The organism is Psychrobacter sp. JCM 18900, from assembly GCF_904846625.1.
GTDB lineage: Bacteria > Pseudomonadota > Gammaproteobacteria > Pseudomonadales > Moraxellaceae > Psychrobacter.
This window is the reverse complement of the sequence record NZ_CAJHBL010000007.1, coordinates 49,168-73,077: the sequence shown is the minus strand read 5'-3', so window position 1 is coordinate 73,077 and position 23,910 is coordinate 49,168. Positions and strand designations below refer to the sequence as shown.

The 23,910-nt window shown below is 42.6% G+C and carries 21 protein-coding genes and 1 tRNA gene; 5 read left to right on the top strand and 17 right to left on the bottom strand.

What is annotated here, in order from left to right; genetic code table 11:
- Window positions 1-40 precede the first annotated feature (40 nt).
- From accD to JMX96_RS12380, 6 genes are all read right to left on the bottom strand, one after another.
- Window positions 41-988 (bottom strand): acetyl-CoA carboxylase, carboxyltransferase subunit beta, encoded by a 948-nt coding sequence (accD, locus tag JMX96_RS12405; protein WP_180952657.1) that lies wholly within the window; start codon window positions 986-988, stop codon window positions 41-43.
- Window positions 989-1,386: 398 nt separating this feature from the next.
- Window positions 1,387-2,211 (bottom strand): tryptophan synthase subunit alpha, encoded by an 825-nt coding sequence (gene trpA / locus JMX96_RS12400; RefSeq protein ID WP_201569427.1) that lies wholly within the window; start codon window positions 2,209-2,211, stop codon window positions 1,387-1,389.
- Window positions 2,212-2,220: 9 nt separating this feature from the next.
- A complete protein-coding gene (locus JMX96_RS12395; protein ID WP_201569425.1) occupies window positions 2,221-3,471 on the bottom strand; it encodes a PIN-like domain-containing protein in 1,251 nt (416 codons plus the stop codon).
- A complete protein-coding gene (locus tag JMX96_RS13760) occupies window positions 3,468-3,641 on the bottom strand; it encodes a PIN-like domain-containing protein (protein WP_201569423.1) in 174 nt (57 codons plus the stop codon). The genes JMX96_RS12395 and JMX96_RS13760 overlap by 4 nt, the downstream gene beginning before the upstream one ends.
- Before the next feature lie 5 nt (window positions 3,642-3,646).
- Complete coding sequence (gene trpB / locus JMX96_RS12385; RefSeq protein ID WP_191114778.1) at window positions 3,647-4,921, bottom strand: tryptophan synthase subunit beta; 1,275 nt, start codon at window positions 4,919-4,921, stop codon at window positions 3,647-3,649.
- A 160-nt stretch (window positions 4,922-5,081) separates the two neighbouring features.
- Window positions 5,082-5,783, bottom strand: a complete 702-nt coding sequence (locus tag JMX96_RS12380) for a phosphoribosylanthranilate isomerase (protein WP_261863552.1) — start codon at window positions 5,781-5,783, stop codon at window positions 5,082-5,084.
- 171 nt (window positions 5,784-5,954) lie between these two features.
- On the opposite strand from JMX96_RS12380, the gene JMX96_RS12375 reads away from it, so the two are divergent.
- Window positions 5,955-7,571 carry a cryptochrome/photolyase family protein gene (locus JMX96_RS12375; RefSeq protein WP_201569419.1) on the top strand — a complete coding sequence of 539 codons (1,617 nt, stop codon included), beginning with the start codon at window positions 5,955-5,957 and terminating at the stop codon, window positions 7,569-7,571.
- A 21-nt stretch (window positions 7,572-7,592) separates the two neighbouring features.
- Here JMX96_RS12375 and JMX96_RS12370 read toward each other — a convergent pair whose 3' ends face one another.
- A complete protein-coding gene (locus JMX96_RS12370) occupies window positions 7,593-8,333 on the bottom strand; it encodes a DUF4230 domain-containing protein (RefSeq protein WP_201569418.1) in 741 nt (246 codons plus the stop codon).
- 594 nt (window positions 8,334-8,927) lie between these two features.
- Here JMX96_RS12370 and JMX96_RS12365 point away from each other — a divergent pair.
- Window positions 8,928-10,646, top strand: a complete 1,719-nt coding sequence (locus JMX96_RS12365) for a proline--tRNA ligase (protein WP_102093514.1) — start codon at window positions 8,928-8,930, stop codon at window positions 10,644-10,646.
- A 98-nt stretch (window positions 10,647-10,744) separates the two neighbouring features.
- On the opposite strand, the gene queF is transcribed toward JMX96_RS12365, so the two are convergent.
- The 4 genes from queF to JMX96_RS12345 form a co-directional block, all read right to left on the bottom strand.
- Complete coding sequence (gene queF, locus JMX96_RS12360; protein WP_201569416.1) at window positions 10,745-11,629, bottom strand: NADPH-dependent 7-cyano-7-deazaguanine reductase QueF; 885 nt, start codon at window positions 11,627-11,629, stop codon at window positions 10,745-10,747.
- A 65-nt stretch (window positions 11,630-11,694) separates the two neighbouring features.
- On the bottom strand, window positions 11,695-12,468 hold the full coding sequence (locus JMX96_RS12355) for an ABC transporter permease (protein WP_057762348.1): 774 nt from the start codon (window positions 12,466-12,468) through the stop codon (window positions 11,695-11,697).
- Between the two features lie 29 nt (window positions 12,469-12,497).
- Window positions 12,498-13,460 carry an ABC transporter ATP-binding protein gene (locus JMX96_RS12350; protein ID WP_057758608.1) on the bottom strand — a complete coding sequence of 321 codons (963 nt, stop codon included), beginning with the start codon at window positions 13,458-13,460 and terminating at the stop codon, window positions 12,498-12,500.
- A gap of 317 nt (window positions 13,461-13,777) precedes the next feature.
- Window positions 13,778-14,434 (bottom strand): c-type cytochrome, encoded by a 657-nt coding sequence (locus JMX96_RS12345; RefSeq protein WP_201569414.1) that lies wholly within the window; start codon window positions 14,432-14,434, stop codon window positions 13,778-13,780.
- A gap of 352 nt (window positions 14,435-14,786) precedes the next feature.
- Here JMX96_RS12345 and JMX96_RS12340 point away from each other — a divergent pair.
- Window positions 14,787-14,863 (top strand) — tRNA-Arg (locus JMX96_RS12340).
- Window positions 14,864-15,003: 140 nt separating this feature from the next.
- Here JMX96_RS12340 and JMX96_RS12335 read toward each other — a convergent pair.
- The gene (locus tag JMX96_RS12335) at window positions 15,004-15,366 is read right to left on the bottom strand and encodes a hypothetical protein (RefSeq protein ID WP_201569412.1); all 363 of its coding nucleotides are present in this window, start codon (window positions 15,364-15,366) and stop codon (window positions 15,004-15,006) included.
- Window positions 15,367-15,401: 35 nt separating this feature from the next.
- Between JMX96_RS12335 and JMX96_RS12330 the strand changes: the two genes are divergently transcribed.
- Window positions 15,402-16,202: an SIR2 family NAD-dependent protein deacylase gene (locus tag JMX96_RS12330; protein WP_227677046.1), complete on the top strand. Its 801-nt coding sequence runs from the start codon at window positions 15,402-15,404 to the stop codon at window positions 16,200-16,202.
- Window positions 16,203-16,316: 114 nt separating this feature from the next.
- Here JMX96_RS12330 and JMX96_RS12325 read toward each other — a convergent pair whose 3' ends face one another.
- The 4 genes from JMX96_RS12325 to JMX96_RS12310 form a co-directional block, all read right to left on the bottom strand.
- Window positions 16,317-17,315, bottom strand: coding sequence for an adenosine deaminase (locus tag JMX96_RS12325; RefSeq protein WP_201569410.1), 999 nt, complete (start codon window positions 17,313-17,315; stop codon window positions 16,317-16,319).
- 202 nt (window positions 17,316-17,517) lie between these two features.
- Window positions 17,518-18,042, bottom strand: a complete 525-nt coding sequence (locus JMX96_RS12320) for a TPM domain-containing protein (RefSeq protein ID WP_201569408.1) — start codon at window positions 18,040-18,042, stop codon at window positions 17,518-17,520.
- 71 nt (window positions 18,043-18,113) lie between these two features.
- Window positions 18,114-19,298 carry a TPM domain-containing protein gene (locus JMX96_RS12315; protein ID WP_201569406.1) on the bottom strand — a complete coding sequence of 395 codons (1,185 nt, stop codon included), beginning with the start codon at window positions 19,296-19,298 and terminating at the stop codon, window positions 18,114-18,116.
- A gap of 123 nt (window positions 19,299-19,421) precedes the next feature.
- Window positions 19,422-20,054, bottom strand: a complete 633-nt coding sequence (locus JMX96_RS12310; protein ID WP_201569404.1) for a LemA family protein — start codon at window positions 20,052-20,054, stop codon at window positions 19,422-19,424.
- A gap of 956 nt (window positions 20,055-21,010) precedes the next feature.
- On the opposite strand from JMX96_RS12310, the gene JMX96_RS12305 reads away from it, so the two are divergent.
- Window positions 21,011-22,558, top strand: coding sequence for an alanine/glycine:cation symporter family protein (locus JMX96_RS12305; RefSeq protein ID WP_201569401.1), 1,548 nt, complete (start codon window positions 21,011-21,013; stop codon window positions 22,556-22,558).
- A 460-nt stretch (window positions 22,559-23,018) separates the two neighbouring features.
- On the opposite strand, the gene JMX96_RS12300 is transcribed toward JMX96_RS12305, so the two are convergent.
- Window positions 23,019-23,624: a fasciclin domain-containing protein gene (locus tag JMX96_RS12300; RefSeq protein WP_201569399.1), complete on the bottom strand. Its 606-nt coding sequence runs from the start codon at window positions 23,622-23,624 to the stop codon at window positions 23,019-23,021.
- Window positions 23,625-23,910: the final 286 nt, after the last annotated feature.

Sequence of the window (23,910 nt, the reverse complement as noted above, 5' to 3'; positions counted from 1 at the left end):
TTCATTATACTGAGTCACCTACCTTATCGAGCATCTCATTTTACTGAGCATCTACATTTGGTACGCGGCATAGTTTTGCAAGTAGACGATAGATTGTATCAATTAGCTGATGACGATGTACTACTTCATCCACCACACCATGCTCTAATAAGAACTCAGCGCGCTGAAATGGCTCTTCTAACGTCTCGCGTACGGTCTGCTCGATTACACGCTTACCAGCAAAACCGATCATCGCTTTTGGTTCTGCTAGATGGATATCACCCAACATCGCCAATGATGCAGTTACGCCACCGTACACAGGATTAGTCAATACCACAATGTAAGGAATCCCAGCAATTCTTAGACGCTCAATCGCTGCTGCCGTGCGTGCCATTTGCATCAATGACAGTAGGCCTTCTTGCATACGTGCACCACCAGAGGCAGCAAAGCAAACCAAAGGTACTTTTTGCTCTAGCGCCTTTTCAGCTGCTTGAACGAAACGATCGCCAACGACTGAACCCATTGACCCACCCATAAAGCGGAAATCAAAAGCACAGGCGACGATATCAAGGTTACGCAGTTTGCCATACATCGCAACCAACGCCTCAGACTCACCTGTTTTTTCTTGTGCTTCACTCATACGCGCAGGATATGGCTTACTATCCACAAAGCTCAATGGATCTTTTGCCGTAAATTCTTGTCCTGTCTCGCCGTCTACTTGATCAAGTAACCAGTTCAAACGCTCACGAGCACTCATCGGTAAATGATGATCACAATGCGGGCACACATAACAGTTAAAAATCAGCGCTGTGTTGGTAATCATCGAATGACAATTGCTACACTTAGTTGACGGTTCAGTCTCTACCGCAGACAATGGCGCAGTCAAATGCTGCTTGATACCTGGGATAGGACGGTTAAACCATGACTGCCTATCCGTATTGCTGTTTGGCGCGGCTTTAGCAGTATTGTTATCGGGTTTTGTTATTGTATCAGTCATATTATTTGCCATCATAAAAGGCTTATTGACAAGTTTGCTCATTCGCTTGTCATTGAGAGTTTAATGGTTGTCTAAACAAAGCGTCTAACACAGTCATAACATGAGCAGTCATGCGACATACTGATAAATAAATCCCGTATGTCGGTAATTTGATTATGCGCTTGTTGATAGATAATGTATTTGCCAATCAAAATGACGAATAAATCACTGCTATCAGACACCATATAATAGTGATGTTAGTTTACACTCGTAAACTAATTTTAGCAAAGTCATTTAGTATTGTCTTCACGTAAAGCATTTGAGTAAAGTCTTTAGGTAAAAAATAGCTGCAATTTGACTTTGCCATTTCAAATAACTATTTCTTTAAGTAACTATCTCTTCAAGTAACAACAATATGAAAGCAATAGCTATTAGGCGCTTAAGCTGTCTAACGCTTCACGTAGCTCATCCATTTTTGCCATGATGTTTTGCTGTGCATTTGCAACCGCCGCGGTATCGTTGGCATCAATATCGGCAAAGTTCTGTACCAAGGCACTACCGACGATAACGCCATCTGCATGAGTACCGATCGCTTTTGCAGAAGCACCATCACGGATACCAAAGCCGACGCATACTGGCAAGTCTGTTTCTGCTTTGATTGCTTTAACTTGAGTTGCTACATCGTCAGTATCTAGCGTGGCTGAACCAGTCACACCTTTTAGTGATACATAATAAATATAGCCGCCACAATGAGTCAATACTTGCTCACGGCGCTCAGGTAAGGTGGTTGGTGATAGTAGAAAAATCTCATTCATGGAATGATCGGTCAAATGCTGAGTGAAACTACCCGCTTCTGCTGGTGGCAGATCTACCATCAATAAACCATCAACGCCTGACTGCTCGCATAGCGCCACAAAGTTATCATAGCCGATGATTTCAACAGGATTTAGATAACCCATTAGGATAATTGGCGTTTGCGTATCTGTCTGACGGAACTCTGCAACCATCTTCAATGCATCACGAGTACTAGTACCTGCTGCTAATGCACGCTCGCCAGCCAACGCTACAGTTGGACCATCTGCCATTGGGTCAGAGAATGGCAAACCGACTTCGATCATATCGGCGCCGTGTTTCACTAAGTCGTGCAATAGACCTACAGTAGTGGTCGGATTAGGATCGCCTGCCATAACATAAGGAATCAGGGCTTTTTTATTTTGTGACTTTAAGGTTTCAAAAGTGGTTTCAATTCTGGTCATAGTGGTCTCTTAATTATTAAATTCATATTGAAATAGTTTTCTAATATTTTTATCGCTTTCAGAAGTACAAACAAGTGTGAGCAGAACATTAATATTTGAATATTTAAATATAATTTTTGGCTTAAGCTTCTGATTAATAAAATCCCCCAGATGGGAAGCTATAATCTCTATATCTAAATGCTGACGTTCAAAGGTAGGAACTATCAGAACAAAATTAATCCTATTGCAAACGTCAAGCTGGCTAGACATAATTTGCAACTTTTTAAGGATCGAATTTTCCAATAATTTATAGCCAGTTTCGCTCAAGTACTCTAGGCTTACTAATTCTTCTCTTTCCCAATCGTCTACAGTTAAAAAGTCATAGAAATACTCTTGATTACTTTCTTCAACATGAAAGTAATTTTCTTCTAACCATCTGACGACCTGCTTACGTATATGAAAACCTTCTACCTTTTTTTGGATGTTGCTATTAATAGATGATTTTACAAAAATACTTTGAATATCCTTGATGGTTTCATCTTGAATATCAGTTTCGAGGTATTCTTTAGAATAGTCTAAGAAACTTCTAGTATGATAGATATAGAAATTTTCAACACCTGCTTCTTTGAATATTTCGGATACCAACTCTGGTCTAGCACCTATAGTCTTTTTGCCATGTGAATTTATGATTCGCATCCAATCTTCTTTCGTATCATCAGTAACAAAGATAGTGTTTTTCTTTTGATTTTCACGAGCAAACTCAATTATCTGTTTCCAAACGATAAGATCACCATAACCTTTCTTATAATTGAGTCCTTCAAAAGCATAATACTCTTCATCACTTTTTTTCTTTTGAGCTTCCAAAATATCTTCAAAGCTTGGTGGAATCTTATTCTTTGCTCTAAATTCTCCATCCTTATATATACTTTCCAAGACCTTTTGGTCTTTAGGAGGAGAACCTAAACTTCCCTTACTGACATTAAATAATTTCGTTAATTCAGTTAGAACCACATCTTCATCGATGTCATTAGTTAGTTTTTTAGCCTTAATCTCATCTAGCTCGTTAATAACACTGTCAGACAACTCTCTGAACCTTTCAATGAAGGTTGAGGTTTTAATCTCACTATGTCTCTTATCTAAATCTAGATCTTTGCATTTTTTTTCAATACTACTTATAGAATCTCTAATAGAATTTTTAATAGTTGATAAACTTGAGTTCTGCTCACCTAGCACGGTCAGTCTATTTCTATGGAACTCTAGACCTACTTGGTAAGGTATCAAACTCTATCTTCTATCTGTTGAATAATATTAAGAACTTCATCTCTTGACTCTATCTTATAGCGGTATAGGTTGAGAAGTACGTTTGTATCAAATACAAACGTACCTTCTTCCCATAGTTCCTTAAACTGCTCAGGTGTTGGTTGATAATAGCCTTTAAATAAACTTTCCATAACTACTACAACTCGATCCCTTCTGCTTTCATCACTGAATGCAGATCCTTATCACCGCGACCTGACATATTAACGATAATCGTCTGATCAGGAGTCATGGTTTTAGCCAGTTTCAATGCATAAGCAACGGCATGAGCAGTTTCAAGCGCAGGGATGATACCTTCTTTACGCGTGGCTTCATGGAAGCCTTCTAACGCTTCTTTGTCAGTACAGCCGACATACTCAACACGCTTCATATCTTTTAGGAAGCTATGCTCTGGTCCGACACCAGGATAATCAAGACCCGCTGAGATAGAGTGCGTCTCTTGAATCTGGCCATCATCATCTGCCATGAGGTAAGTACGGTTACCATGTAGCACACCGATACGACCAGCAGCCAATGGTGCTGAATGGCGACCTGACTCGATACCATCACCTGTTGCTTCAACACCATACATTTTAACGTCAGTATCGTTTAGGAAGTCAAAGAACAAACCAATCGCGTTTGAGCCACCACCGACACAAGCAACCAATGCATCAGGCATTTTACCTGTTTTTTCTAGATGCTGAATGCGTGCTTCTTTACCGATAATCGCTTGAAAATCACGAACCAATAGCGGATAAGGGTGCGGGCCTGCCACAGTACCGATAATGTAATAGGTGCTATCGACATTGGTCACCCAGTCACGCATGGCTTCGTTCATGGCGTCTTTGAGCGTGCGTGAGCCAGAAGTGACGGGCACAACTGTCGCACCAAGCAAGCGCATACGATAGACGTTCATTTTTTGACGCTCGACATCGTCAGCACCCATATAGACGATACATTCTAGACCTAAGCGTGCCGCAATTGTTGCCGTCGCTACGCCATGCTGTCCTGCACCAGTCTCAGCGATGATACGTTTTTTACCACACATTTTGGCAAGCAGTGCCTGACCAATGGTGTTGTTTACTTTATGCGCGCCTGTATGGTTTAGGTCTTCACGTTTGAAGTAAATTTGCGCACCGCCAATTTCATCACTCAAACGCTTAGCATGATACAGCGGCGTTGGACGACCGACATAATTGACCAAATCGTTATGATACTCTTCCCAGAATGCTGGGTCTGCTTTTACTTTGGTATAAAGCGTTTCTAGCTCTTCTAGAGCAGCCATTAGCGTCTCAGAGACAAAACGCCCCCCATGTACACCGAAATGACCGCGCGCATCAGGATACTGGTTAAAGTCCTGTACATTTTCAGGATTGGTAAAAGTATTAACCGATTGTGCGGTAGCAGATAAATCTTTGTTCTCGACATGACTCATGATAATTCCTACTGTAATAAGTGGTATTTTTTAGATAACTTTAGATAAATAGAGAGAAAATAATAAAAAGGATAACAATCTAATCAGATTCAAACAGAAAAATCGGAATAACGATCAACTAAGCAGATTACGTATAGCAAATAGCTTGATACAAACCCATTTAGATGGCGCCAGTGACCGTAGCGTTTTGCCATCGATCGCGCTTGACCGCTTTCATAAAGGCACGCATTTTGGCAGCGTCTTTTTTACCTTTATCAACCTCAATACCACCACTCACATCGACGCCATAAATCGGCAAATCTAATGTAGCGGCAACATTGTTGGCATCGAGTCCACCGGCCAAAACGATTGGCAGTGCGCTGTCATGTGGAATGAGACTCCAGTCAAAACGTGCGCCAGTACCGCCATACTTATGCTGATGATAAGCATCCAGTAAAATACTACTGGCACCTGCGGTCGCAAACTGGTTAATCTGAGCGCGGACACTATCGAGGGTATCTTGCTCTGTATTGATACGCAATGCTTTGATCCAGCGTTTATTGACCATACCTGCCAGCTGTTGGCATTGCTCAGGCGTTTCATCACCGTGGAACTGGATAATATCAAAAGAGACGTTATTTGCTAATTTGATCAGCTCATCTTTAGGCATATTGACCACTAACGCCACCACGCTGACAAAAGCAGGCACAGCAGCGCTCAGGGTTTGCGCTTGCTCTATCGTGACCGCACGTGGACTTGGCGGATAAAACACCAAACCCACTGCATCTGCACCTAGCTGTGCCGCAGTCTGTATATCACTACGCTGAGTAAACCCGCAAAACTTAACGTGCATTTTGTGACCTTGCGTTTCATGGTACTGAATATGACACCGATTATAGCGGCATCAGATAGGTTCAAGCTAAAGATAAATCGTTAGATGTGATGAGGTTTTGTTAACCAAACGGCAAAGCCATTGCATCCAAAAACTTATCCTAGCATACTTTTATCCTTAGTTTTGTTTATGATTGCGATTGATTAATATAGGGATACTTTGATGTCTAAGACTGCACAGACAGCCGCTACTGATACTGACGACCATGCTACTAGCAAAAATCCAGCACATTACTTGATGTGGTTTCGTCGTGACCTGCGTATCCATGACAATACCGCTTTAGCAGCGCTTTGCGAACGTGCAAAGGAAGACGACGCTTCAGTGTCTGCAATATTCTTTTTAACCCCTGAGCAGTGGCAAGTACACGATACGTCCCTTGTACAAGTTGATCATATTACTCGCACGCTACCTATTTTAGCAAAGGACTTGCAATCAAAACTGAACATCACCTTAACAGTACAACTCTGTCCAAGCTTTGCTGACTGTATAGAGGCGCTCACGACTTTATGCAACGACAATGACATTAGCTGCGTCATGGCCAATCACGAGTACGAAGGCAATGAGATTGATCGTGATGAACAGTTGAGCAAACAACTTTCAAAAAACGATATCGAGTTCGTGCGCTGGCATGACCAGTGCATTTTGCCACCGCAAAGCATTACGACCAACGATGGCGATAGCATGTATAAGGTCTTCACCCCATTTTATAAAAAATGGCGACATACATTGGATGTCAGCACCATCCAAATGCATGAAGCATCCGCAGTGGATAGTGATTATAAAATCAAACTACCATCATCGCAAACGTTTGCCAATACAATCGACGATATCAAAGCACTAAGTGAGAAAATACTCAGTGACTATCAGCAGACATTAGAAAAGAACGAGTCATTGCAACATATCGATATGATAGCTCAGCTTGATCAAGTAAGAGACGCCTATCCTGCAGGTGAGTCAGCCGCTTGCCAGCGTCTAGAGGCATTCGTCGATGATGATATCAATGATTACGATGTGAGCCGTGATGTTCCCCATCTGCACGCAACGAGTCAGCTATCGGCTTATCTCACTATAGGCTCTATCAGTCCTAGATTCTGCTATTTACAGGCGAGCAAAGCACAAGAGAAGCTACACGGTAATGACGGTGATAATGAAGACATCAATCGCTGGATAAGTGAGCTTGCGTGGCGAGACTTTTATCGTCATGTACTGGTCGAAAAACCAAACCTGATCCGTCATCAAGCGTATAAAGAAGAGACTGACACTAAGGTTAATTGGTCATATGACAACGATGATTTTAAGACATGGTACACTGGTAAGACAGGCGTGCCGCTCGTAGATGCAGCAATGCGTTGCCTAAATGCGACAGGGTTTATGCACAATCGCCTACGGATGGTCACGGCGATGTTTTTGACCAAAGACTTGCTGATTGATTGGCGCTTAGGTGAGCGCTACTTTATGCAGCAACTGATAGATGGCGATTTTGCGTCTAATAATGGCGGCTGGCAATGGAGCGCGTCGACAGGTACGGACTCAGCGCCCTACTTCCGTATTATGAATCCCTTTAGCCAAGCCAATACGCATGATCCTAAAGCTCTGTTCATTAAAACTTGGCTACCAGAGTTAAAAGATATTCCTAACAGTATCTTGCACAACGAAGATAAGATGCGTAAAGAACTGGCAAAAGGTAGTAAGTTTGCCGATGTCGACTATCCTGCGCCAATGGTCGAGCATAAATCAGTACGTAAGCTAGCTATTGCTGAGTTTAAAAAAGAGGCTTAGTTTTAGAAAACAACTGGCAGACTAGCCATTGGTAGTGACTGGCAATTGACATGCACCTGCACCCTGAGTGGTAACCGTCACTACCGCTCCCGTAAGTGCAAATAGCTGCTGCAACTGGGTTTGCGCATTTTGCAGTGCCATATTCATGACATCACCTCGGCAGGCACGTTCAAGCACTTCTTTTTTTGCCATGGTCTGTGCTTGCGCCAATATTTTAGGGTCGACTTGCATCATACCAAAAGCCCCTGTCTGCCAGTCATAAATCTCGATATCATCCAGATATACTGAAAATATCTCTGTGGGCGGCAAAGTAATATTGATTTGCGGCATAGTGGCAGCTGGTGAGTTGGGCTCAGCTACTTGCTCTTCATCCTCATTAGCTTGAGCAGGTTGCACTACTTGTACCATCTCAGGTGCCAGTGCACTCAGATCAACGCCTGCCTCTACGCGACCATGAGCGATAAACAATGCCTTTTGCTCATCTTGCCACAGTTTCATCCAACTCCCAGGTCGCTCGCTCGTAATCACTGTATCAACGCTGAATGCGACGGTATGTAAGCGATTTAACTGCTGAATTTGCGTAACCACCCCTTCGCGAGTAATAGTTTCTATCGGCGCTTCTTCTGGTTTGTTTTGCGCGCTATAAATAGTAAAGGCAATCGCTGCTAGACCGATAAGTAATATCACCCACGACATTGTAGCAATAGGACGTTTCGCAGGCTTTTGAGTGGCATTAGCGTTATTCATATCAGTATTATCCATAGAAGCTACCTTTATAATGTTACATCGTTTTTATAAGACTAATAGCATTGTAAAAACGGAACAGATGCTTATTCTATAAATGCGACTATTGTGCAGTAACTTCAAGTAATGGCTACCATTATTCTACATAACTTTATCCATAAACCTCTACGCAACCACCTCAATAAACTGTCTCTCAAATAAGCAGTGCTTTCGCTATAAAATCATACGAATAGCTCAACTATATACCTCTTATTGAACCCTTTGCGTCACGTTCGGTCTGAAAAGACAAAAAGTCATTGCGTCTTAGGCGAACTTTACCTAACATAGTCAGATTGTATGAATAAAATGTCAGTCTTAAAGCATTGATCAGGGTTTTGACCTGAATATATCGCATTTTTGGCATATTGATACATCAAATCAAATTTGCCTCTCTTTTATGAGAGTGGTTTTTACTGATGTGCTTTGTATATAAGCAGGTTGGTAACTAGGAAATACCCTAGATTATTGCTAAGTGATAAAGGTAAGCTTGCGGCGGCAATGAAACGATTAGCCATACGCTCAATATCCTACTATTTCTTATTTTTTTATCGTTGATAAGGTTACGCTTTATTTATGAAAGCCAGTCAATTTTTATTTGCCACACTAAAAGAAACCCCAAGTGACGCCGACATCGCCTCAAGCCAATTGATGGTGCGTGCTGGTCTTATCCGCAAGATTGCTTCTGGATTGTATATTTGGTTGCCTATGGGTCTGCGCGTCTTACAAAAGGTCGAACGCATTGTTCGTGAAGAGATGCAAAATGTCGGTGCACAAGAAGTGCTAATGCCAATGACTCAGCCTGCTGAGCTTTGGCAGACGACCGGACGTTTTGATGATTATGGTCCTGAGCTATTGCGCTTCAAAGACCGTCATGATCGCGACTTTGTACTTGGTCCAACGCACGAAGAAGTCATCACCAATCTAGCACAAGGCGAGCTGCGTAGTTATAAACAACTACCGATTACGTTCTTTCAAATTCAAGGTAAATTCCGTGATGAGATTCGTCCACGCTTCGGTGTGATGCGCGCTCGTGAATTCACCATGAAAGATGCTTACTCTTTCCATGTGGATCAAGCCTCATTGGCCAAGACTTACCATGATATGTATGACGCTTATACACGCATCTTTACCCGCTTGGGCTTAGATTTCCGTGCCGTACAAGCAGATACAGGCTCTATCGGTGGTTTTGCTTCACATGAGTTCCATGTCTTAGCAGATAGCGGCGAAGACGATATTGCGTTTTCGGACTCATCTGACTATGCAGCCAACGTAGAGCTAGCAGAATCTGTCAGCACTGCTGAGCGTCAACCGCCAAAAATGGAGCGTGAAGACGTTCTAACTGAAGGCATGACCAGCTGTAAAATGGTTGCTGAACACTTGGATATCCCGTTAGAAACGACGGTTAAAACCTTAATCGTTCATGGTCATACTGAGAATGATGAGCCACAACTGATTGCTATCGTATTGCGCGGTGATCATCAGCTCAACACTATCAAAGCTGAGAAAATCGAAGAAGCTAACGTACCATTGACATTAGCATCTGACGAAGAGCTAAAAGCGGCAGGTCTGCACAAAGGCTATATCGGCGTTAATTTAGATATGCCTGTATTCGTTGATCGTTCAGCAGCTGCGTTGTCAGATTTTGTTTGCGGTGCCAATGAAGTGAACAAACATACTATCGGTATGAACTGGGCACGTGATACTCGCATTACTCGCATCGTTGATGTGCGCAATGTACAAGAAGGCGACCCGTCTCCTGATGGTAAAGGCAGTCTAAAAATCAAACGCGGTATCGAAGTCGGTCATATCTTCCAGTTGGGTGATAAATACTCACAAGCGATGAACTGTACGGTTTCTGGCGAAGATGGCAAACCTGTTACTTTGATGATGGGCTGTTATGGTATTGGCGTTAGCCGTATCATTGCCGCTGCTATCGAGCAGAACAATGATGAAAACGGCATCATGTGGCCAAAAACGCCAACGGTTGATGATTCAATCGCTCCTTTTGAAGTCGCCATCATCCCGATGAAGTCTAAAGAAGAGACGGTCATGCAGACGGCAACCGCCCTGTATGAAGAGTTAAAAGCTCAAGGCATCAACGTGCTACTGGACGATCGTAACGAGCGCCCAGGCGTTAAGTTTGCTGATCTTGAGTTGATTGGTATACCGCATCGTATCGTCGTCTCTGATCGCAACTTGGCGGAAGACAAGTATGAGTACGTCAATCGCCGTGAAGCTGAAAAGCAAATGCTAAGCCGTGAAGAAGTCATGGCAAAAGTAAGCGGTAAATAGTTTTACGAGTAAAGACTATATAACAAAAAGCGCCTATCTCATCACGTGAGATAGGCGCTTTTTTATTGGCTTAAGATTGATGTATTTTTAGCAAGAACTTACTGGCGGATCAAACGGCTTGGCTTAGGCAATAAACCTATATCACTGACACGGCATGGATTGATATCGATACCACCGCGGCGCGTATACCATGCCCGTACCATTAGCTCGCTTGGCTGATAGTATTGGCTTAAATCAGCAAATATCTGCTCGACACACTGCTCATGAAAACCATTGTGCTGACGGAAGCTCAGTATATAGCGCAGCATATTTGCATTATTAAAAGGCTTATCAGTCGTTATCGAAACGGCCAATGTGCCCCAATCTGGTTGATTGGTCACTGGGCAATTACTACGCAGTAGATTGGAATAAAAAGTATAGGGCTGCATACCCTCATTTGCCACACTTTCATCGTCCGCCCCTACTCCGTTCTCACTCAGCAGCGACGCATCAGGATGTTCAGTTAACGCAACTTTATCCGTGCTATCTGCCAATACCTCATCAATGCAAATACCCTCAGGCTGAGCAATCAATAACGCTGTTTCGTTACCATCTAGATCATCGTTTAAACCGAATAACGCTACCTGTACGTCTGTTTGCAAACAAGCTGACAAGTCTTTCGCAATCAACGCTTGTACGTCATTCCAACTGGCGAATTCGGTAAAGTTAATACTATTCAAATATAACTTAAGCGATTTTGACTCCACGATAAACGGTGAGCTAGCAGGAATACTAAAGCGTGCAATCGCTACTTGCGAGATACCTTGCGGATTTAACCAAGATATCTCAAAAGCCTGCCACCAATCGACACCGACGGCTAGCTTGTCGTCATGCCAACCAATCGCATCACGTCCCATGCTGCGCGCAATCGGATATAGCGTCTCTGGGCTATACTCAGTTGGATAGTCTGTGGTTTGCTCGCCCAAGATACCGTGAATACTCATCTGTCTTCCTAATATTAAACCGTTTAAAATTTGCTCTAAATAATATACTTAGCGAATAATACGCACTACAAACGTACACGCGAGCCATTACTTAGCAAGCGATAAGCGATGGTATAAAATATCGCACAGAACACAAAAATGGCTGCCATCGAATACCAAACATTGACATCAGAATAGCCAAGAATACCGTAACGGAATGAGTTAACCATATAAACGATAGGATTCAGTAGCGAGATATTCTGCCAAAATGGCGATAAATTCTCCATCGAATAAAACACACCGCCAAGATAGGTCAATGGCGTCAATACAAAGCTTGGTATAATAGAGATATCATCAAACGAGCGTGCAAATACCGCATTGATAAAGCCGCCTAATGAAAACAAGATAGAGGTGCCAAGTACTGTAAATACAGTGACAAATAAATGCTCAATACCCAGATCGGTAAAGAACAGCGCCACTATCGAGACAATCACACCGATAGCCAGTCCACGGAAGATACCACCACTGATATAACCCATCAAAATAGCATGCTTGGATACTGGCGAGACCAAAAGCTCTTCGATACTAGACGTGAACTTAGCACTAAAGAAGCTTGAGACCACGTTAGAGTAACTGTTGGTAATGATCGACATCATAATCAAACCAGGCACGATAAACTGCATGTATGGCACGCCGCCCATCTCACCCACGCGCGAGCCAATCATCTTACCAAAGATGACAAAATACAAGCTCATCGTGATAACGGGTGGTAGTAATGTCTGCGGCCAGATACGTAAAATACGGCGCACTTCTTTGAACCAAATAGTACGAAACGCAATCCACTTCTTACTCAATGACATGGTTTTATTATGATCGATTAGTTCCTGACTCATAATCCCGCCTCCTTCATGCTATCTGCACTCTGAATGTTTTTGTCTACCAAGCGCATAAATAACTCTTCTAGTCGGTTGGCTTTATTGCGCATACTTGCCACACTGATACCTTTTTCAGACAACTGATCAAAGACACCGTTTAGTGACTCACCTTCTGTCAAGGTAACTTCTAGCGTTTGCTCGTCTGGTTGCGAGACCCCTGTAACTCCTGTCAGAGCCAACTGCTCAGTGAGCGGCGTATCCAAATCAAATACAAATGTCTCTACGGATAACTGCGCCAGTAGTTCCTTCATTTCTGTATTGATTCGAATCTCGCCGTGATCCAAGATCGCAATGCGTTTACACAATTGCTCAGCTTCTTCGAGATAATGAGTCGTCAGAATAATAGTGGTGTTTTCTTCGATATTAATCTGCTGCATAAACTCCCACATTGAGCGGCGAAGCTCGATATCGACACCCGCCGTTGGCTCATCAAGAATTAATAGCTTTGGCTTGTGAATTAATGCACGGGCAATCATCAAACGGCGTTTCATACCACCAGATAGTTCACGTGATTTACTATCCCGTTTATCCCATAATCCCAGCGCGGTTAACAGTCTCTTTGCGCGTGGTTTGGCTTCTTTTGCCGGAATACCAAAATAACCGGCTTGCGTAATCAGGATATCTTCGACTTTTTCGAACATATTAAAGTTAAATTCTTGCGGTACAACACCAAGGTATTGCTTGGCAATCGAAGGGTTCTCTAACAGATCTGTGCCGAAAATATGAACGCTACCGGTGGTTGGCTTAAACAATGAACTAATAATGCCAATCATGGTAGATTTGCCTGCGCCGTTTGGCCCAAGTAACGCAAAGAAACCACCTTGTGGTACCGTTAAATCAACCCCTTTTAATGCCGAAAACCCATTGTCATAGGTTTTGGATAAGTTTTTTATGGAGAGTGCTGGTGCATCAGACATGAAGACCTCTTTATTTGTTATCAATTTATATAAAATGCGATTTTAGAATAATAGGCCGTGTTGAACATTCGACTATCATTAGCATATAGGCAAAAGCCGTATAAGAATGTTCAACACACTCTACTATCTAAAGGTGACAATGTACGGTAATAAACGAACTAATCTCATAAAATGAGGCTACTAATGGCGAATTTCAACTGCCTTATATTCGAAGTACCATATTAATAATACTCATCATGAAAAAGCGCCTATCTCATCACTGAAATAGGCGCTTTATAGATAACTATCGCAAAAGCTTGGAAGGTAATCAACAAAGATTAGCTTGCTTCTGCAACCATATAATCTACAGCATTTTGAACTTCTTCATCAGGAATATCCGCGCCACCTTTAGCAGGCATCGCATTGAAACCATTGATAGCATGGGTATATAGCGTATCTTTACCTTTTGCGATACGTGGGCCCCAAGCGCCAGCATCACCAAAGATAGGAGAGCCTAGCAAGCCTGCTGTATGACAAGTATGACATACAGCATTATATACCGCTTTACCGTCACGAGGACCGTCGCCAGCAGCTGGGCCAGATGAGCGTGCCGTTACATCACAAGCTTCACCGTCTTCAAAACAGATATTGGCAACAGGCTGGATACGCGCAATCAGATTAGGATACAAAGCAATTAGCTTCTGTACTTGCGGCGTATCTTGTGGAATTGGCTCTTCATCAGCGGCAGGCGCTGCAGCAGCAGTTTCTTCGCCTTCTGCTGCAGCGGCTTCGTCAGTAGGCGCAGCACCATCTGTCGTATCTGCAGCAGCTTGGGTATCGTCACCTAGCGTTTCAGGAGCAGCTTCTACGACCTCTTGGCCTTCTGCTACGTCTGATGCAGTTACAGGAGTGTCTACAACATCTTCAGCTTGGCTCACCGCGATACTAGCGATTCCTAGAATGGCAGCTGCCGATAACATAACTACTTTTCTCATTCGTCACGTTCTCTTATTACGTATACAAGGACTAGCACGGCTCGGACATTCTGTCTGTCCTCCTTTGACGACCTCTAAGTCTTCAATAGCAGACAGCCATCCCGCGTGCCAGCGCACTTGCAATCGGTGATTATAAATATGAATTCTCCCCAACATTATAAGGGAAAAGGCAGGTAAATTGCCATGCTTGTTTAATGACTTGGCTGTTTTTTCTTAAAAAACCTCAATCGCGACTGTCATTTATTGGCTTTATGCTTTTTATTTGTTAGACTAAGCGGTCTTTATTTCTAGACACCTTATGCTAATTATCATGCGTATCTAAGCGTGACAGTCAGACATATCGTTATCATATGCGCTCGTAGCTCAGTTGGATAGAGTATCGGTCTCCGAAGCCGAGGGTCGTGGGTTCGATTCCCGCCGAGCGCACCAATCATTATGTTCCAACCTTGCTCTATCACTTCCTTAGCACTACCCTAAATAAACTGTCTATACTCATCAAACCTACACATTCAAAATGTTTGCGACTTTTCTGTGCTTGTATATTTCTAATGCTCTCATCTATATAGAACTTACTCTGCATCTTGTAAATTAACTGTTAGCTGAGCACGGCTAGGTATACGGTGATAATTAATCACTGGCACATCACCCAAACGGCGCTGACCTTCAGCAATCTTTTTATCAATCGTAATCATCGCAATTTTTTTGTCTTGTTTGCTAACGAGCAAATGATTGGCCTTACGTGTGACTCGATAATCAGCAAAATGCTGTTTTAATATCGCTGATGTTTTTTGCAGCGCATCATTCGGTGTTGCATTCTTTGATTTTATGCCGCTATGCTTTTCGCCTACTTTTGCACCGCGCGATTTTGCCACAAACCATAAAACTGCGATGACAGCGAACAATATGACAAGCCACCAAATTCCGTCTATCATAAGTAAAAACATCCATTATTAGCAAGGGTTGGCTCATGTTAGCAGAATTATCACCAGCGTTAATAGCAGAAGTAAAACTTGCAGCACAACTACTGGCGTCGAAACAGCGTATTTGCGTTTTGACTGGAGCTGGCATTTCAGCAGAAAGCGGCATCCCAACGTTTCGAGATAAGCAAACAGGACTGTGGGAGAACTATGGTGTCGAAGACTTGGCCACCCCTGAAGCGTTCACTCGTGATCCAAAGCTGGTGTGGTCATGGTATCAGTGGCGTCGGCAAATGGTCGCAGACAAAGCGCCAAATCCTGCCCATCATGCGTTGGCTCAGTGGCAGTATCATGCGCAAACCTCCGATCAGCAAGTGACACTCATCACCCAAAATGTCGATGATTTGCACGAGCAAGCTGGTAGCGCAGTGACTCACCTGCATGGTCATCTGTGGCGCAACCGCTGTGGTCAGTGTGAGACACCTTATCAAGACCAATCGAGAGCATCGTACGATAATCAAGGTGCTATGAGTTTTGATGAATCACTGCTTAGCTGTCCGCATTGCGACGGTTATATTAGACCAGATATTGTTTGGTTTGGCGAAGCTCTACCCGTACAGGCATGGCAGACTGCTGAAGAAGCTGCGGCTAATTGCGAAGTATTTATCAGTATCGGTACCTCAAGCTTGGTTTATCCTGCTGCTGGATTGGCACAATTAGCCAAACAGAATGGCGCGAAAGTTATTGAGATAAACCCTGATCCAACGCCAAATACTATCGTTGATATCACATTAGCAGAAAAGGCTGGAATCATTTTACCACTGCTTATAGCAGAGATTACTACTTTATAAACGTTGCTACTACTTATAGATATTACTGAATGAATGAGTGACAGACAATAAAAAAGGCTTAACGATTTATATAGACCGTTAAGCCTTTGCTACTAAAAACAAGCTCGTTGTAGCTTATTTCAATGCAAGATCAACTCTCGCCAAGTAAGCTTCTTTCAATTCATCACTGATAAATGCCGATTTAAACGAGTTTTTGACCAATGTAATAATATCGTCTTCCGTAATCGGTAGATTTTCATATAGGTTGATAAAGTTTTGATTCACGTAGCCTTTGAAATACGCAGGGTCGTCCGAGTTAACGCTAATATTCAGACCATAGTCTAAAAGCTCTTTGATATTGTGCTCTTTATAAGTCTCAAAGACTTTTAGCTCGATATTTGAGTTCGGGCAAACCGTCAGTGGCATTTGCTCATCTTTGAGTCTTTGCATCAACTCTGGACTTTTTATAGACTGCACACCATGATCGATTCTATTGATATTCAATAAATCTAGCGCTTCGTAGATGTACGAAAAGTCAGCTTCCTCGCCTGCATGAGCAACCAGCTTAAAGCCTTCTTTTTTGGCTTTTTGGAAGACTTCTTTGAATTTCGATGGTGGGTTGCCCAATTCTGATGAATCAAGACCAACACCGATAATGTCATCTTTATAGTCCAGTGCTTGCTCTAATGTCTCAAACGCTTCTTCTTGCGATAAATGACGCAAGAAACACATAATAATGCATGATGTAATACCGTATTTTGCTTTGGCATCTGCAAGCGCTTCTTTGATACCTGTGATGATCGCTTCAAAAGGCACGCCGCGTTCAGTATGCGTCTGCGGATCAAAGAATATCTCTGTGTGAATGACATTATCTTCAACACATCTAAGAATATATTCCCACGTCAAATCATAGAAATCATCTTTTGTGAGTAGGACGTTGGCACCCGCATAGTAGATATCTAAAAAGGTCTGCAGATTGGTGAAGTTATAGGCACTGCGTACATCTTCGATATTTTTATAAGGTATCTCTACGTTGTTCTTTTTGGCCAGTCTAAACATCAGCTCAGGCTCTAGCGAACCTTCGATATGTAGATGAAGTTCAGCTTTCGGTAATTTCTTTATTAATTCGATCATAGTATTCCAATAATGGTGTTATCGAGACGAGCCCTAGTAAATGTTGCACAGTAGGATAATCGAACTGTATACATAAGGCATTACCTGTCCCAGAAGAGTCATTTTAACACTAAAAGCATATCGCCTAAAACAAGACCTTTTGACCGTATAGATAAGCTACTTATAAAAGCAACCTTCTTAATACAACCGTATAAAGTGCAAATTACTTTAAAAATACGACTGTATCAGACAGCTCATTACCTTCTGGATCATGCTCTAAATGATAGTATTGACGTAACACTTGCCCCACTTCGTCTAGAAGTTCAGTCAAGCTCTCTTCTGTCTTTTGAGTAGCAATACCAGATACCGCCTTTTCACACATTGCATTCCATACCGTTGGACTAACGTGAGCGCTGATACCTCGGTCTGCGACAATCTCTAGTTTACGCTCGCATACATTGACATAGATCAAGACGCCCGTATTTTCTTCGGTATCCCAGACGCGATATTCGCTAAACAAATCAATCGCACGCTCACGGCAGTTCATGCGATAGGCTTCTTGGATAGGCAGATGGTTTTCTACAATCAAGAACACCTCACCACGATGCCCACGTTCGGCTCGTGTCACAGCATCTGTTAAACGCGCCTTAGATTCTGTTGTTAGCCATTTACTATGTAATAAAGGGACGAACAAAACTTGACGCCACCAGCGGGCAAAACTGGGGTTTGAAGCGTTGTCTTCTACCATTATATTATTTCCTCAAGTACGTCGTTTTCGATGGTTATGTAGAGTTTATCTTGTTTGAGTGTGTGGAATACTTACCACGAGCCACCTGCACCGCCGCCGCCGAAACCACCGCCGCCACCGCCAAAGCCGCCTCCTCCGAAACCACCACCGCCAAAGCCGCCTCCACTACCGCCGCCCATACCGGGTAAGAAAATCATGCCACCTCTGCGCCCACCTTTACCGCCGCCGCCTTTTCCACCGCCACCGCCGCGTGAGATCAAAAACATCCAGATGAATATTGCCATAATCAGCGTCATGAAGAAACCGCCGCCTAGTGCCATTGAACCTGCAAAAAACCCGCCAGCGGTAATAATAGAACCAAATACCCGGCCCAATATATTAGTAATAAAGCTACCAAAAATCATCGCCATGATAAATAAGAAAATAGGTGATGGCAGCTCGTCTGAGCTTTGCTGAGCAGTACGTTCTGCAGCTTGCGCATCAGCACGGGCTAAGACTTCAGGATCAGCAGTTAGGCGCGTTTTAAGCGCTTCAACGCCAGCGATTATCCCTGCACCATAGTTATTTTGCTTAAATAACGGTGTGATATCTTCTCGAATGACACGGTTAACCGCTGCATCTGGTAAGACACCTTCTAATCCATAACCCGTTAAGATATACATATCACGGTCATTGACAGCGACGACAATCAGCAGACCATCATCGATAGCTTCATCACCCAATTCCCACTTCTCAGCAACTTGCAATGCATAATCAAATATTGGTACGCCATTGGTAGTTGGTACGATAACCACCGCTGCTTGTGCTAATCCCTGCTGATAAATACTTCTAAGCTGCGCCTCTAGACGTAGCTTTTCTTGAGGATTTAAGATATTGACCTGATCAACGACTGGTTCATTAAGTATCAACTTATCAGCGTCAACACCCTCGGCACTGGAGCGTACAGGTGGCTGAGCGGTTGTTTGGGCATTGGCAGTACCATTTGCTGCGCTTTGGTTATCTGCATTTTGATTGATAGCGTCGTTGCCGAGCACTGCCCCATTGATAGCATCGTTATTTAATACAGCATCATTGATTGCTTCGTTAGACTCGCCTGCTTTAGCAACGGCCACCAACTCTTCGACACTACGGTTTTGCAGATCCGAGGTGCTATCTGTCGCCACCGCTGTATCATTGGGTGCAGCGTGCAATACAGGCACGCTGACGACACCTAACGTAAACAGTAATGCTGATAAGATTGCTTTTGAATTATTCATCTAATCTATACCACCTCAGATAACATCTTTACCAATTGATAGACTCTAACTAATCATCATTGAACCATTAGCTAAATGAACAGAGCTGCCTATGCCGCTCTGTCGTCACATTCATTCTAAATTTTATTCAGCAGACTTTTCTGTAGAGTCGCCAAAATTAACACTTGGTGCGGTTGAAATCGCCTCTTCATTGGCCACACTAAAGTTGGGCTTAGTATCCATCCCAAATACTTTTGCAGTGATGTTGGTTGGGAACTGACGTACCGTTGTATTGTATCCTTGCACTTCTTGGATGTAGCGGTTACGAGCCACAGCAATACGGTTCTCAGTACCTTCTAACTGCGCTTGTAAATCTTGAAACAGTGCATCTGATTTTAGATCTGGATAACGCTCAGATACCGCCATCAAACGTGATAATGCGCCTGTCATCTGCTCTTGCGCTGCTGCATAACGCTCCATCGCTTCTGGATCATTAAGCACTTCTGGCGTCACCGTGATACCGCCCGCACGTGAGCGAGCTTCTGCCACTTGGGTAAATACCTCTTGCTCTTGCTCGGCGTATTGCTGTACGACTTTGACTAAGTTTGGCACCAAATCAGAACGGCGCTGATACTGGTTGACCACTTCTGACCATGAAGCAGTGACCTGCTCATCTTGTGCCTGCAGGTTATTGTAGCCACAGCCGCTTAGACCAACCGTAGAAGTTGTCAATAAAGCGGCTAGCAACATCGGCTTCATAATAGATTTACGCGTCATTGTTGATTCTCCTAATAATGATAAATAACAAATATCCAGTACCACGTTTTTAATATTTTTAAGTTTTCTTGGTATTCATACGGCAGTCATACGCTCTATATATTGTATATCTGCGCATCACTCTATCAGCATGATATCAAAAGAAGTTGTCCTAATGATGGCGTTATATACGGCTTTTTACAATTGACCGTTACCAAAACACAACCGCATAGTGTCAACGATAACGCGTTCTTATCATGATAGATATAGAGCAAAAATCTAGCAGTCTAACGCAATCAGACTAAATGTTATAAAAGTACAAACAATTATTTATATATAATCCAAATCTTGCTAATGTATCTGCTAAATAAAATACGAATATATCTACCGTCTACAAAGAAATTTCTAGTAATTAGTACAAAAATATGGCAAATTGCAGTTACGTAGCCGTACGGTTTGAATACATTTGGTAGTGGACTTATAGTTTGATTAGTATTAGCGAGTTTTTAATTTCTTAATAAAAACATCAATTAACTGTCAAATTATCGCTAGATACTGTCAATTCGCCATACCAGTCATGCATTCATTCAAGACAGCTCATAGTAAGTTGAATGCCATCATGGTGATGGATATTTAATTATATAACCGCCTGTTTTATCCGCCGGTCAACTTATGACTCATCTGATGTATAACATGATGATAGAAGGCCGCAGTAGTTGAGGTTGTAGAATAATAGTAAACGCAGCTGATATTTATATTGTCAGTGATAAGCGCTATGCAAATAGTCCGTATTACTGACGAGATACGCGGGTAAATACAGACAACTACAGTCCATTCTTGGTGGCCCAGCACATGAGACTTAGACAACAAATAAGTCGATGCAGAGACTTTAACTGCTTAACTTAAATAAGTAAGTTAACCAGTTAGTTTACTCCTAGCAAACAGTGCCACCTTGAGACAGTACTAGGAACATAAATATGGAAGGTTTAGTTAACTTAGTAAATGGAATTATTTGGAGCCCAGCGCTGATTTATCTCTGCTTGGGTGCCGGTCTGTTCTATTCCATTATGACGCGCTTTGTACAAGTACGTCTATTCGGTGAGATGATCAAACTCCTATTCACTGGTAAATCTAGTGCACAGGGTATCTCATCATTTCAGGCACTTGCCGTCTCACTCGCCGGTCGTGTGGGTATGGGTAACATCGCTGGGGTAGCTGCTGCTATCGGCTTCGGTGGCCCAGGTGCCGTATTCTGGATGTGGATCGTAGCCTTCCTAGGCGCATCTACAGCCTATGTCGAATCTACTCTTGCTCAGATTTACAAAGAAAAAGATGTGGTAACTGGCGAGTATCGCGGTGGCCCAGCTTATTACTTTGAACGTGCCCTTGGTCAAAAGTGGTACGGTATCCTCTTCGCAATCGCTTCTATTTTATCATGTGGTATGTTCTTACCTGGTGTACAGGCGAACGGTGTTATCAGTGCATTTGCACAGGTAATGGGCGAAGGTACGATCATGAACGTTGCAGGCCTAGAAGTTGGCTCTATGCGTTTGGTCGGCTTGGCTATCATCTTAGTCGTGCTAGGTATCATCATCTTTGGTGGTATTAAGCGTATTGCAACCTTTACTGAGTTTGCAGTACCTTTTATGGCTTTAGGTTATATTGCCTTAGCGCTAATCATCATGTTCAGCAACTTCAGCTTGATTCCAGATGTATTTGGTATGATCGTTGGTGATGCATTCACTGCACAAGCAGGTTTTGGTGCTGCTATCGGTTGGGGTGTGAAACGTGGTATCTACTCTAACGAAGCTGGTCAGGGTACAGGGCCTCACGCTGCTGCTGCTGCTGAAGTTGAGCATCCATCACAGCAGGGTCTCGTTCAGGCATTCTCAGTATATGTTGATACGTTACTAGTATGTTCTGCTACTGCATTCATGATCTTGTCTACTGGTATGTACAACATTCAAGGTACGCTACCAGATGGCCAGTTCATCGTACAGAACGTTGCTGCTACTACTGAAATCAATGCTCCTGCGTTCACGCAAATGGCAATGGAATCTGTATACGGTACGTTTGGTAATGCCTTTATCGCAATCGCTGTATTCTTCTTTGCCTTTACAACAATTCTGGCTTACTACTACATCGCTGAAGTAAACGTCGCTTACTTAACACGTTTTCTTGGTCGTAGTGCGAACAGAACTGGTCTATTCCTAGTGAAAGTGCTTATCATGGCGATGGTTGCTTATGGTGGTCTAAACTCAGCTGGTTATATCTGGGCAATCGGTGATATCGGTGTTGGTCTTATGGCTTGGCTTAACATTGTTGGTATTCTTGTCATCTTCATCGTGGCTCGTCCAACCCTTACTATGCTTAAAGACTATGAAGCTCAGCGTAAAGCTGGCGTAACTCGCTATAGCTTTGACCCTGCTAAATTCGGTATCAAAAACGCACCTTATTGGGAAGAGCGTCATCTAGCACAGCAAAAAAGCATGAACGCTGATCCATTACGTAAAGATAAAGTGTAAGTCGATTTAGATTTAGTAAGGTTACTACTTAATCTTATTGAATGAATAAAAAGCCCGAGACTATAGTCTCGGGCTTTTTTGTTTGGATGTTTTTCTACACCGCTACAGAATAGCTTACCGAAAAAACATCGAAGCCCACGTTCATACGAGCTGATTTAATACCTTAAAATCACCCTTTTATCTTCTAAGGTTAATCTGCATTCGAAACAACATATAACTGACATTTTGTATTTTGCTTGTCTTCTTTACAGAGCTTACTTTGGCATTTTATAACCCTATACTGATTAGGTAGCTCTACCGATATACTTAACCAAGAGCGTATATCATCGCTTCAATTTTTGCGCCTTAACTTCCTTACTCTTAATTTTCGCGTTCTTAATTCATCGACATAAAAAAGCCTAGCGCGATGGCTAGGCTTTCTTTAACTTATAGATTATGAATCCACGCGTTAATAAATAGCTTATTCAGGCATTAATACTGCATCGATAGTGTGGACCACACCATTGGTTGCCATGATATCTGTACCAGTAATATTTGCTGTATTACCAGTAGCATCAGTAATCACGTTATCTTCACTGATAGTAATGGTTTTACCGTTCGCTGTTTCGATTTCAGTACCGTATGGGATGTCAGCCGCTTTAACTTCCATCGCTAACACATGGTAAGGAAGAACCGTTTTTAGCAAGTCTGTATTGGCCAATAACTCTTCTTTAGTTACGCCTAGTTTTTCTAGTACTGGAGCAAACGCATCATCAGTTGGAGCAAATACAGTATGCTTAGTTTCTTCCATTAGCATAGTATCAAGACCAGCAGCCTGTAGCGCAGCGGTTAAGATAGTTAAGTTTTCGTTTTCTGCTGCGATTTCAGCGATAGTTTGAGTCGCTTCCATGTCCATTTCGGCCATTGGCTCTGCTTCAACAGCTTCTGTCTCAACAACTGGCTCAACTGCCATTTCTTCAGTCGCTTCTGGTTCAGTTGGCTCTGCAACAGTCTCAGTATCGTTACACGCTGCTAGTGACATGGCTGCGGTTACAACTGCGATAGATAACAAGTTCTTCTTTAACATAGGTAATTCCTTTTTGGATAAATAATTGATTAAGGGATTTATTTAAATTAATAACTTTCGATAAATATAATGGTGACCAATGATTGATAAATGTATCAATTACTTAGTCATACTATTTAGTCCGTTATATTGATAGTTCTCAGTCTAACTGTTTAATTTTCAAATGGTATTTACTTAGGTAGCAACACTGTATCAATCACGTATATAGCATTGTTTGCTTGTATATCAGTTATTGCGATATTTGAGACAAAATGATGTGGATTAACTATTTTCGGATTTTTATTTA